Source organism: Mesorhizobium sp. M7A.F.Ca.CA.002.15.2.1 (assembly GCF_003998715.1).
GTDB lineage: Bacteria > Pseudomonadota > Alphaproteobacteria > Rhizobiales > Rhizobiaceae > Mesorhizobium > Mesorhizobium ciceri.
Window position 1 is genome coordinate 1 of the sequence record NZ_RZPI01000113.1, and the last position, 10882, is coordinate 10882.

Annotated in this window: 12 protein-coding genes and 2 pseudogenes; 6 read left to right on the forward strand and 8 right to left on the reverse strand. The window is 59.9% G+C overall.

The features are described from left to right. Window positions 1-345 (forward strand): annotated as a pseudogene (locus ENZ74_RS09430) (hypothetical protein); the annotation flags it as partial. After that, window positions 338-1087, forward strand: a complete 750-nt coding sequence (locus ENZ74_RS09435) for a metallophosphoesterase (RefSeq protein ID WP_013531519.1) — start codon at window positions 338-340, stop codon at window positions 1085-1087. The pseudogene ENZ74_RS09430 and the gene ENZ74_RS09435, both read left to right, overlap by 8 nt. A gap of 39 nt (window positions 1088-1126) precedes the next feature. Here the strand turns inward: ENZ74_RS09435 and ENZ74_RS09440 are convergent, their stop codons facing one another. The 3 genes from ENZ74_RS09440 to ENZ74_RS09455 form a co-directional block, all read right to left on the reverse strand. Continuing rightward, entirely contained in the window at window positions 1127-1312 is a 186-nt protein-coding gene (locus tag ENZ74_RS09440) for a hypothetical protein (RefSeq protein WP_013531520.1), read from the reverse strand. Window positions 1313-1713: 401 nt separating this feature from the next. Further along, window positions 1714-2904, reverse strand: a complete 1191-nt coding sequence (locus ENZ74_RS09450; RefSeq protein ID WP_063168035.1) for an NADH-quinone oxidoreductase subunit D — start codon at window positions 2902-2904, stop codon at window positions 1714-1716. 55 nt (window positions 2905-2959) lie between these two features. Then, window positions 2960-3355 (reverse strand): hypothetical protein, encoded by a 396-nt coding sequence (locus ENZ74_RS09455; RefSeq protein ID WP_013531523.1) that lies wholly within the window; start codon window positions 3353-3355, stop codon window positions 2960-2962. A 251-nt stretch (window positions 3356-3606) separates the two neighbouring features. Between ENZ74_RS09455 and ENZ74_RS09460 the strand changes: the two genes are divergently transcribed. Next, window positions 3607-3834: a hypothetical protein gene (locus tag ENZ74_RS09460; protein ID WP_013531524.1), complete on the forward strand. Its 228-nt coding sequence runs from the start codon at window positions 3607-3609 to the stop codon at window positions 3832-3834. Further along, on the forward strand, window positions 3831-4124 hold the full coding sequence (locus ENZ74_RS34685) for a hypothetical protein (RefSeq protein ID WP_164745831.1): 294 nt from the start codon (window positions 3831-3833) through the stop codon (window positions 4122-4124). Before ENZ74_RS09460 ends, ENZ74_RS34685 begins: the two co-directional genes overlap by 4 nt. A gap of 55 nt (window positions 4125-4179) precedes the next feature. Here ENZ74_RS34685 and ENZ74_RS09470 read toward each other — a convergent pair whose 3' ends face one another. Then, entirely contained in the window at window positions 4180-6087 is a 1908-nt protein-coding gene (locus ENZ74_RS09470) for a DUF4396 domain-containing protein (protein WP_063168034.1), read from the reverse strand. Between the two features lie 192 nt (window positions 6088-6279). On the opposite strand from ENZ74_RS09470, the gene ENZ74_RS09475 reads away from it, so the two are divergent. Then, window positions 6280-6708: a hypothetical protein gene (locus ENZ74_RS09475; RefSeq protein WP_013531527.1), complete on the forward strand. Its 429-nt coding sequence runs from the start codon at window positions 6280-6282 to the stop codon at window positions 6706-6708. 107 nt (window positions 6709-6815) lie between these two features. Here ENZ74_RS09475 and ENZ74_RS09480 read toward each other — a convergent pair whose 3' ends face one another. The 4 genes from ENZ74_RS09480 to ENZ74_RS09495 all read right to left on the reverse strand — a co-directional run bounded on the left by ENZ74_RS09480 (window position 6816) and on the right by ENZ74_RS09495 (window position 9872). Next, window positions 6816-6974: a hypothetical protein gene (locus tag ENZ74_RS09480; RefSeq protein WP_013531528.1), complete on the reverse strand. Its 159-nt coding sequence runs from the start codon at window positions 6972-6974 to the stop codon at window positions 6816-6818. 83 nt (window positions 6975-7057) lie between these two features. Then, entirely contained in the window at window positions 7058-7528 is a 471-nt protein-coding gene (locus ENZ74_RS09485) for a YbhB/YbcL family Raf kinase inhibitor-like protein (protein ID WP_013531529.1), read from the reverse strand. A gap of 47 nt (window positions 7529-7575) precedes the next feature. After that, window positions 7576-7782 carry a hypothetical protein gene (locus ENZ74_RS09490; protein WP_013531530.1) on the reverse strand — a complete coding sequence of 69 codons (207 nt, stop codon included), beginning with the start codon at window positions 7780-7782 and terminating at the stop codon, window positions 7576-7578. Between the two features lie 98 nt (window positions 7783-7880). Further along, window positions 7881-9872: a protein-L-isoaspartate(D-aspartate) O-methyltransferase gene (locus ENZ74_RS09495; protein WP_063168033.1), complete on the reverse strand. Its 1992-nt coding sequence runs from the start codon at window positions 9870-9872 to the stop codon at window positions 7881-7883. Window positions 9873-10136: 264 nt separating this feature from the next. Here ENZ74_RS09495 and ENZ74_RS09500 point away from each other — a divergent pair. Continuing rightward, window positions 10137-10882, forward strand: a pseudogene (locus ENZ74_RS09500) (phosphoketolase); the annotation flags it as partial.

Consider the following 10882-nt stretch of genomic DNA (forward strand, 5'->3'; position numbering starts at 1 on the left):
ATCCAGGACAGAGGGCGACACGACGGCGCCGATATCGCTCATACGATTCTCAAGGCGGGCGATCAGATCGATTGGCACCGGCTGCTTTCTTATCTGGAGGTTCATTGGGAGGTTCTGTTGATGCAGCTTATCAATTTCAGATGGATCTATCCGAGCGAGCGGGATCATATCCCGGCCTGGTTGCTCGATGAATTGCTCGACCGCCTCGCCAAGCAACGGCAATTGCCGTCTCCAAGGATGAAGATCTGCCGTGGGCGGCTGCTTTCGCAAACCGACTACGAGATCGACGTCAAGGAATGGGGCTTCGCCGGCGTCGGTGGTGTGGGAGAATTCCGTGATGGCTGATCCCGTCAAGAGCAGCGCGCCCAAGGACGGCGCACGCGCGCTCAAAGTTGCCGCGGTCGGGGATCTCCATGTGCGGGAAGATGCACAAAACTCGTATCGAGACCTCTTCGGCGAGATATCGAGCGAAGCGGACATTCTCGTTCTCACGGGAGATCTGACCAATCTCGGCAAGCCTCGTGAAGCGGAGATGCTGGCCGAGGATCTGCGCAACTGCTCGATCCCGGTTGTGGCAGTCCTCGGCAATCATGACTACGAGTCCGGTGCGGTGGAAGACGTCACGAAGATCCTGCGGCAGGCGCATGTTCACCTCCTCGACGGGCAGACAGTCGAAATCGAGGAGGTCGGTTTTGTCGGCGTGAAGGGATTCATAGGCGGCTTCGGGTCACGCATGCTCGGCTCATTCGGGGAACCGGCGATCAAGACGATGGTCGCGGAAAGCGTGAACGAGGCAATGCGACTTGAAAATGCGATGCGCCAGGTGCGGGCCAAGCGCACGCTGGTGATCCTTCACTACGCGCCGATTGCCGACACCGTCGCGGGAGAACCGCTGGAAATATTTCCGTTTCTGGGCTCTTCACGTCTGGCCGAAACGATCGATCGATTCCAGGTCAGTGCTGTCGTGCACGGTCATGCACATCGCGGTTCTTACGAAGGCCAAACGCCTGGCGGAGCCAAGGTCTACAACGTCGCCATGCATGTGGCCAAACCTGGCGGCCGCCCCTACGCCTTGCTGGAAATCTGATGCCAACGGCTTGCGCCGTCGATGCCCATTGGCCTGGACTCAGTTGGTGGCGTTGATCGACCTCGCCAACTCTTCCAGCTTCCGCGGATCGTTGCCGTGACGGCGCACCAGTTCGCGTGCCTGCCTTGACGGCAAATCGGTCGTGGCGGCCAGCTGTCGCACCTGCTGATCGTCGATGGCGACCTGCGGCAATGTATGGTCGATATCTCCTGACTTGTCCTTCATCACGCTTCTCCTTGGTCGATTTCGACGACAACGGCTCGAAAATCCGACCGGTTCCGAACGATCTGCAACTTTTGCGCCGGCATCCGTGGGCGGACCAACGTGCGCCTGCCTTGAGGGCGCAACGATCTCGATGGCTGTATTCTGCCAGGAACCATGCCACGGCGGACGAGTTGTTCCGACTGAACGGAGATAGTTAGATGCCACAGCCAAGACAGCCAGACCCAAATCGCGATATGCCCGTGCCGCCTCCAACATGGAAGCCGGAGCCGATCGAGGAACCCGAACCGGAAACGCTTCCGGACGAGACTCCGCTGCCCAACCCCGACGAGAATGAAGAGCCTCCCGTCCACGCATGAGAGGGAATTTCTGCATCGCGGGGCAAGCGCGCAACCTGCCGAGGACTAACGATCTATCTCGCCAAACACGATGTCGAGCGACCCGATGATCGCGGCAACGTCGGCGATCATGTGCCCTCGAGACAGGAAATCCATCGCCTGCAGATGGGCGAAAGATGGCGCACGTATTTTGCACCGGTAAGGGACGTTGCCCCCGTCAGAAACCAGATAAACGCCGAATTCTCCCTTTGGCGCTTCAACCGCGGCGTAGACTTCTCCCGCCGGCACGCGATGCCCCTCGGTATAAAGTTTGAAATGCTGGATGGTCGCTTCCATAGAGCGTTTCATCGTGGCGCGCCGCGGCGGCGTGATCTTCTGGTTCGGAATCGCGACCGGCCCCTGGCCTTCGGATGACCGCAGTTTTTCCAGGCATTGCTTCATGATCCGCACCGACTGGCGCATCTCCTCCATACGGACGAGATAACGGTCATAGCAGTCTCCGTTCTTGCCGACGGGGATGTCGAAATCCATGTCAGGGTAACATTCGTATGGCTGTGCCTTGCGCAAATCCCATGCCGCGCCCGATCCGCGTACCATCACGCCGGAAAATCCCCAGCGCCAGGCATCATCCAGCCCGATCACACCAACATCGACATTGCGCTGCTTGAAGATGCGGCTGCCGGTGAGCAGATCGTCGAGGTTGTCACAGACTTTGAGGAACGGATCGCAGAAAGCCCAGATGTCGTCGAGAAGCTTCGCAGGCAAATCCTGGTGCACGCCGCCGATTCTGAAGTAATTCGCATGCATGCGAGCGCCGGAGGCGCGCTCGTAAAAGACCATCAGCTTCTCGCGCTCCGCAAATCCCCAAAGCGGCGGCGTCAGGGCGCCGATATCCATGGCCTGGGTCGTGACATTGAGGAGATGCGACAGAAGCCGGCCAATTTCGCAAAAAAGAACACGGACAAGCTGCCCACGCTTTGGAACTGTTATGTCGAGCAGTTTTTCGGCGGCGAGGCAGAACGCATGCTCCTGGTTCATCGGCGCGACATAGTCGAGCCGATCGAAATAGGGCAGCGCTTGCAAATAGTTCTTGTGCTCTATGAGTTTTTCGGTGCCTCGATGGAGCAAGCCAATATGCGGATCGGCACGCTCGACGATCTCGCCGTCCAGTTCGAGCACCAACCGAAGAACACCATGGGCGGAGGGATGCTGTGGCCCGAAATTGATGGTGAAGTTGCGAACGGCGGCTTCGACCATTGCTGCTCTCCGCGACTGCATTTCGTCGATTCAGTGATGCGTATGGTTCGATGCCTCAAGTCGTCGTCTGAATGATCAGCGTCAGCGTGCCATCGCCATCTATGTTTGCAGCGACAACCTGCGAGGAATTGAGCCCATTCGCTCTCAAAGCCGACGTCGCCTGAGGTGAGGCATCGACGGAGCTTTGCAGGCGAAGCAAATCTTCGGCGCTGGTCTGGTTAATCACGGCATCGGCCTGCGCCTTGATTTCGTCCGGCAAATCCTCGACGGCGACAATGGCGACGCCGGTGAAATTCAAACCGGCAGAGCCTGGATCGGGCGGCGCCAGCTCCGGCTGCGCTTCGCCCTGCGGTGGCGTCACCTGGGGAAGCTGCGGTCCGATAGTTTGGGCGTAGACGGGCTGAATGGTGACCGCCCCGGAAAGCGCGACAGCTATCGTCAACATGCGCATGGTCGCTCCTTGCATTCTTCGAGGGAGATTTTGAAGAAACCCCCATGCTGAGCGATGGTTCCGCAAGGCCGGTCCCACCGGGCGATTTCGCCCCAACTCACCCCAGAGAGACGCCGAAAACCCTGGCCAAGGCGTTCGTCACACGGCTGTCTCCAACCGGTTGGGTAGCTCCGTACGGAATCGTACCATCGATTGATCTGCACCTTGGACAGGATCAAAATGAAGCTGAGGTGACCATGGGAGGGAGCCGCATGAGCATCGCCAGATGGGCAATAAGACCTGTCGGTACCGCCAAGGCGTTTCTGGCAGAAGAGCTTCGAAGTGCGCGATACGGCGACATCGTTTCGGTCAAAGCGGCGATAGAGGCCGCTCGCAGGGACGCGCCTTATTTGCAGGATACAGATGATGAATTGATGGAGACGATCATCGAGCTGGCACGGGAACTGGGTCTGGCCGTCCTTTTTGACTCTCGCGATTGACCGATGAGCCATGGTCGATGCGATTTGGTACGAAATCGACAATTGGCTCATGGTCGAAAATGCGCAATCATTGGGAAATGGGACGACGGCTGGACGACAAACTCGATTGCAAGGCTTGTGGGACCATCCAAATGGACATTCCCGACGACGCCAACGAGTCGACGCCAATTCATTGCAGCAATTGCGGCGCCTTTCTCGGCGAATGGGGTGAATTGCAGGATGATTTCTATCGCCAGGCTCGCGGTACCGAAGCATTCGACTTGCGCAACGGAACCATTATCAAGAAGTAGCGCGCAACAACGCGCCCCCCGATGACACAGGTAAATCCACAGGGGGGTGGCAGATTTAACCGACGTCGATCACGACCATCAGCCCGCCGCCGCCCTTTTCCTCGACATTGTTGTTCGTCGTGTGATGCGGGATGTGGCAATGGATGAGCCACTTGCCGGGACGCCGTGCCTTCCAGACGACGTCATAGCGCTGTCCTGGCCCGACATTGATCGTATCGGCCAGAAAGCGCGCCGAGGGAGGAAGCGTCTCACCGTCACGAGCGACGACCTCGAAGGGTCCGCCATGGATATGCATGGGATGGACGAAGCCATTATTGGTGCCGATGAAACGCACCTTCAGCGTCTCGCCCACCTTCATGGGGATGGCGTCGGTTGCGGGATAGGCCTTGCCGTTGATGGTGAAGAAGTTCGGCATACCGCCTTCCATCGGCATCGAAGGATAGGTCAGTCCATCGCGCACCAGCCATTCCTGAAGTTCGATCACATAGTCGTGGTCAGCCTGAACCTCGTCGGCGGGATTGGCAGGGTCGATGATCAGCGCCCCATAGAGCCCCAGCGCCTGGGTACGGTCCGGCTTGGCATGCGGATGATAGAAATAGGTCCCGTGCTGGGTCGCGGTGAATTCGTAGGAATAGGATTGCCCAGGCTCGATCGGCGGCTGGGTGATCTCGGCGGGCCCATCCATCTGGTTCGGCAGGATCATGCCGTGCCAATGCACCGTGGTCTCCTCAGGCAGGTCATTGGTGACGTCGATGCGAACCTTATCGCCCTGGCGAATGTGGATGCGCGGACCGGGGATCTGGCCGTTGTAGGCATAGGCGTCGACCGCGACATTGGGCAGGATCTGCCAGCGGACCACTGAGGGCCTGAGGTCGAACACCTTGACGCCGTTCTCCAGGCGGAATGGCAGTTCCTGGTCGCCTTTGGCGGCAAGGCCATAGGATGCCGTGACGCGATGCGGATTGGTTGCAGCCATGTCACGCATGGCTTCCGCCGGCGTGTCGCGGCCCATGATCATGCCTTGCGGCATGATCGCCCCGCCGACGTCACGTGCCGAAAGCGTCAGGTTCAGCCAGTTCGCCGGTGCGGCCATGCCAATCGCCAGCGCCAGCACCGAGACCATGCCGAGGGCTGCTATCTGCGGCGTCGTGGCGTCCGTCTCCATCTGATGGCCGTTGCGTTTGGATTTGTGGGATGTGTTGGCGTGGCCTTGTCGTCGATCATCGCCGGCGCGGGCATGATGCGTAGCGTGCTGTTGCTGGGCGGTCGGCTCTCGACTGCTCATTTCGGCCGCCTCCGGGCGCTGCGTCATCAACCCGTGCTTCAGTCCGCGGGCGACCAGCCAGACATTGGCGGGATAAGCAAGTGTGAAGCCGGCAATGACGCCGATCGACATCACGCCCCAGAACAAGAGCTCGGTCGGCTCCATCGCGCGCATGTCGCGCCCCATCATCAGGAAGCTCATGACGGGCGCCATGCCGGCCATCATGAAATTCATCGAGATGAACTCGGGCAGGAAGCTCTTGCGCACATTCTCCCAGTAGGTGCCGCCCATCATCGATTTCATGAACAGCGACTGGAAGATGAACAGGCCGAAGGCGAAACCCGCCAGATATTCGACGATGAGGTCGAGCCACATAGGCAGGCCAAGCGTTGCCGTGATGACCGCCGCGAGAATGATGCCGGTTGCATCGCCGGCAACGCAGTGGATGGTCGAACCGACGCCCTGCTTCCATAGCGGCCTGGTGAAGTCTTCATGCTCGCCCGGTCGTGGCTCCTTGTCTGCAAGCACATAAAGCAGCAGCCCCAATGGACCCATATAGAGGGTCACCAGGATGAAACCCCATTTCATCACCACCGGTTCGGGATTGTTGCGGTATTGATCGAAGCCGACATAGAGCGTCGAGGCGGCGGCAAGAGCGAACCAGACGGCAAGGAAATAGTCGATTGGCTGGATGAACATGGATGCATCCCGTCGCGGATCAGCGGTTTGTCACAAGCAGCCCCCGCCAATGAACGCAGAACGTGTGTTTATGATCCCGCCGGCCCAATCCGGTTGTGTCGAATTCTCCAGCCTGGCGCTCTTGTCGAAGCATTACGGCGCGGTAATTCCCTTGAAGGCGTGGGCGCTTCGCTGCCTCAACAGGAGCTGGCCATGAAACATCAAACACTCGACCAACTGCATGCCGTCGCCAAGATTGAATCGTCGGCTGCATATTCCGCAATGACACGAAATCAGCGCATAGAGCGCTGGGCTGAACTGCTGGAGCGTAATCCCGAGCGATGCCTTGGCGCGTTTGCAGGCACCGAACATCTGCACCCCGAAGCACGTGCAATGATGCGGGGCGAGGGAACCGCAATTTCGGTTGCTTTCGAAGATCCAGTGCTGCGCGCATCGGGTTTGAAAGACGATACCTACGGCGAGGCAAAGCGCTTTTTCGAGCTGAACGACTGGCAGTTGCACGACATCGTCTGCGATTGCCACGTCGGCTCAACCATGAAAGCGCGCTGGGCTGCGACGCGAGTCCGCTCAGCCGTCAGCGGCAGGTTCTTTGCGTGGTTGCGGCAAAGGATAATGCGCTGACCCAGTTGGGGATCGTCGTCGCCCGCTGCGGCTTACGATCCCCTGTCTTGCCGATTGGATGTCTTGCCGATTGGATGTCTTGCCGATTGGATATCTTGCGATGCGGATCAACGCTTGTCCTGGTATAGCCGGTCGGTCGCCCGGTCGCTTTCCCTTCGTTCGGCGGGCCCACGCCGGCGGCGTGCGATAACGGCATAGGCCAACAGCACGATCAGCAACAATGGGCCGCCGGCAACGACGACCAACCACATGATATCTCCAAACATGGCGGCATCTCCTTTCCCAGACAACCGGCAAGGAGGAGAACCGTTCCGCGCAGCAGCAGGGTAATGCCACCTCGGTCATCAACTTACGGATTGCGTTCGTAGGTTCCGATGAGTTCTGCCTGCTCGAGCGAGTGTTTCTGCGCCTCCCGCCAGATGCGCTCGACGCCTGCGCTGGCCGGAATGGCAAGGCTCGGCGTGTCGAGCGCGGCCAGCCGGAAATGGTAATGGTGGACGCCATGTCCGACCGGGGGTTCAGGGCCGTCGTAATAGGCGTTGCCAAAATCATTTGTTGCTTGCCTAAGGGCACCGGGACCTGGCTTGCCGCTTTCCGCCTCGGGAAGTTCCCTTGTCTCCGCGGAGATGTTGAATACCGCCCAATGACCAAACGTTCCGCTCGGCGCATCAGGATCCTGAACGACGAGAACGAGGCTTTTGGCGTCGTCCGGTACTCCAGACCATTTCAGCGGCGGCGATACGTTTTTGCCGTCTCGTGTATATCTTTCGGGAATTGGTCCGCCTTCGGCAAAGGCGGCGCTGCTGAGGGCAAGTGGCATGGTTCACTCCTTCCGGGGAAGTTGATCGCAGCGATGCCAACGGCATGCTATTTGTTGGTCCGCATCTTTTGTCTTGGATCGATCCCGCCAGCAGCGGTCGTGTCGTTCTCGACATCGCCTTCGACCGTGTTCTCGCCTTCAAGCTCGAACTCTTCGCCTTCCTTGATCGTTCCCTTGGAAGTCCCGATACCAGGATTGTTCGCCAAGTCGGCATCGCTCGGTTTTTTCCATTTCGGATGTTTGGTTCCGGTCATGAGAAAACTCCTTCGACGGGATTTCAGTTTAAAAATGCAAGCCAGATGGGCCGTTCCGGTTCCAGGGCTCTGCTTCATCGGCTCGCCGCGCGCGCCGGTTAGAGCCCGAATGGATAGGTGTCGGGAACGCCGGTTCTTGCATGCTCCGGGCCAAGCGGCGTCACTGCCGCGGTTTTGTCGAACCATAGGAACGCGTCGAACTGCTGGGGCAGGGAAGCGTCCGCATAGTGGCTGCCCAGCTCGGTTTCCGGCCGGTAGATTACCCCGATGAATCGCTCCAGCCTACGTTCCAGCAGCCGCTCACGCAGCGTCTTGTCGCGCCCGAGGTCGAGCAGGAACCGCGACACAAGAGAATCGTGGCAAAGCCGTTCGTAGCTGTCGGCGTGCGACGCGCGAACCTGCTTCACCTCCATTTCGCCATCCCAGTCGCTTGCGGCCGCTACAGTGCCGGAATGCGTGCCCATACCGATTAGCGCTGCCTCATCGCCGAAACGCTGCCGGCAGAGCTGACCGATGTTCAGTTCGTCCCTGACGACACCCATCTCGGTAAAGCGGGCATCGCCGATATGGGAATTGTGCGCCCACACCACCGCCTTGGAGTTGGGGCCGCCGGCGTCCAACAAATGTTCCAAGGTCTCGAACATGTGGGTGTCGCGCAGGTTCCAGGACTCCGCACCGCCATAGTACATGATCCGGTAGTAGTGTTCGGCGGACGCGATCAGCCGAGCATTCTGACTGGCGTCGAGAAAGTCGGTTCCGTCCTGTTTTGCATAATCGAGTTGTCTGGCGAGCAAGTCCCGGCATTGTTCCAGCACGGCTTTCTCGCATTTTTTATAGCCGGCGGTGAGCACCGCACGGCCGTAGGTAGACGGTTCGTGTTGCCAGGGCGTCAGGCAACCATACCGTTCGCGTGCAATCTTGGCTGCCTGGGGATCGACCCGGTCGAGATAGTCGAGGACCGCGCCTATGGACCCGCTCATATTGTAGATGTCCAGGCCGTAGAACCCTGCTTGCTCCGAAGGTTCTAGCTTCTCGTTGCGACGGCGCATCCAGTCGGAGAAGGCCGCGACATCGGTGTTGCGCCACATCCACGTCGGAAACCGCTGGAATGGCGCACCGGCGCCTGTTCGCGGCCGACGATGGCGAACGTAGCGGTCGATCGCCGCCGCATCGGGCCAGTCCGCCTCGACCGCGACGATGGTGAAGCCGTGCCGTTCGACGAGCCTGCGGGTGATCGCCGCGCGCGCCCTGTAGAACTCGGACGTGCCATGGCTTGCCTCGCCAAGCAGAACGACGCGCCGGTCGGCGAACCGGTCGAACAATGCGCCGAAGGCCGGATCGTCGAAATCGGGCAGCGGTTCAGCCGCGGCCGCGATCATATCGGGCAGGCTGATCGGATGCGGATGTCGAAGTGGACGACCGACCTTGGTGACGGTGCCGTTTTCCGACCAACCCTGCTCGCCGATGAGAGGGACGAAGCGCACGCCGCCGAAATCCTCCTCGCTGTAGGTTGCGGCACCTGTCCGGGTGACTTTGAGCAGGCGTTGCAAATCGGGGTCGTCGCCGACCGGAATGACGAGCCTGCCGCCGACATCGAGTTGCTCCTGAAGGGCGAGCGGTGCGCCGGGACCGCTGGCTGTCACCACGATGGCATCGAACGGCGCCGCCTGCGGCCAGCCCTTGGTGCCATCGCCTGTCCGGACCTCGATGTTTCGATAGCCGAGTTTTTCAAACCGCCGTTTCGCCGTTTCTGCCAAACCGGGATGACGCTCTATGGTGTAGACCTGTTCGACGATCCGGCTCATCACCGCGGCGGCGTAACCCGAGCCGGTGCCGATTTCGAGCACGTGGTCACCCGGTTTGACGTCCGCCATTTCGATCATGAATGCGACGATGTAGGGTTGCGATATGGTCTGGCCGTCGGCGATCGGCAGCGGCGTGTCTTCATAAGCAAATTCCTCGAAACCGGGTTCTACGAAGGCCTCGCGTGGAACTTCGCGCATCGCCTGCAGAATTTCACGGTCATGGATGCCACGCCGGCCGACGTGGATATTGACCATTCGATCACGGGCACGAGGAAGATCGAGCATTTTTTAGCTCCCTTTGGTGCAACGCTTCGAGGTTGTCCTTCGCGGTAGCTGCCTTGAACCTGGCCTTCGCGATTCCAGTTTCTAACCGCTGGAGGACTTCAAGGTTCCCGCCTATTTGCGGACAGAGCCGCTCGCTCCACCGGGATAGCGACCGGTCTCTTGGCCGCTCGGGTCGCGACACTGTCCCGGACGGCGGCAGTCGGGGGTTGCTCAAGCGCAAAGATGCCCCAGTTATCACCAGCGAACCGAAAGCTGGAGATGTCGATGAACGACAAGGCTGCCGCGACGCCGCAGGCTATCGGCCACGAACGGATCGACCTCATGGACCGTTACTGGCGCGCCGCGAATTACATCTCGGTCGGCCAGATCTATCTGCTCGACAATCCGCTGTTGCGCGAACCGTTGAAGGCCGAGCACGTCAAGCCTCGGTTGCTTGGCCATTGGGGCACGACGCCGGGCCTGAATTTTCTCTACCTGCATCTGAACCGCGTTATCCGCGAACGCGACTTCGATGTTCTGTTTATCTGCGGCCCGGGCCATGGCGGTCCCGCAATGGTCGCCAACACATGGCTCGAGGGCACCTATAGCGAGATCTATCCCGATATCGGGCAGGGCGAAGACGGCCTCAGGAAACTGTTCCGGCAGTTTTCCTTTCCCGGTGGCGTGCCAAGCCATGCCGCGCCCGAGACGCCAGGCTCCATCCATGAGGGCGGCGAATTGGGATATGCATTGGTTCATGCCTTCGGTGCGGCCTTCGACAATCCGGGTCTGGTGGTTGCCTGCGTCGTTGGTGACGGCGAAGCCGAGACCGGTCCGCTGGCGGCGGCATGGCATTCCAACAAGTTCCTGAACCCAGCGTCGGACGGCGCCGTCCTGCCGATCCTGCATCTCAACGGCTACAAGATCGCCAATCCGACGATCCTCGGCCGCATGGACGATCAGGAATTGCGAGACCTTTTCGCCGGCTATGGCTACGAACCGTTCTTCGTCGAAGGCCACGAGCCGCTTGC

Coding starts and splice junctions, on each gene's coding strand:
- ENZ74_RS09480 (WP_013531528.1), bottom strand. CDS start 6,974: ATGTTTGGAGATATCATGTGGTTGGTCGTCGTTGCCGGCGGCCCATTG.
- ENZ74_RS09485 (WP_013531529.1), bottom strand. CDS start 7,528: ATGCCACTTGCCCTCAGCAGCGCCGCCTTTGCCGAAGGCGGACCAATT.
- ENZ74_RS09490 (WP_013531530.1), bottom strand. CDS start 7,782: ATGACCGGAACCAAACATCCGAAATGGAAAAAACCGAGCGATGCCGAC.
- ENZ74_RS09450 (WP_063168035.1), bottom strand. CDS start 2,904: ATGGTCGAAGCCGCCGTTCGCAACTTCACCATCAATTTCGGGCCACAG.
- ENZ74_RS09475 (WP_013531527.1), top strand. CDS start 6,280: ATGAAACATCAAACACTCGACCAACTGCATGCCGTCGCCAAGATTGAA.
- ENZ74_RS09455 (WP_013531523.1), bottom strand. CDS start 3,355: ATGCGCATGTTGACGATAGCTGTCGCGCTTTCCGGGGCGGTCACCATT.
- ENZ74_RS09460 (WP_013531524.1), top strand. CDS start 3,607: ATGAGCATCGCCAGATGGGCAATAAGACCTGTCGGTACCGCCAAGGCG.
- ENZ74_RS09470 (WP_063168034.1), bottom strand. CDS start 6,087: ATGTTCATCCAGCCAATCGACTATTTCCTTGCCGTCTGGTTCGCTCTT.
- ENZ74_RS09495 (WP_063168033.1), bottom strand. CDS start 9,872: ATGCTCGATCTTCCTCGTGCCCGTGATCGAATGGTCAATATCCACGTC.
- ENZ74_RS09435 (WP_013531519.1), top strand. CDS start 338: ATGGCTGATCCCGTCAAGAGCAGCGCGCCCAAGGACGGCGCACGCGCG.
- ENZ74_RS09440 (WP_013531520.1), bottom strand. CDS start 1,312: ATGAAGGACAAGTCAGGAGATATCGACCATACATTGCCGCAGGTCGCC.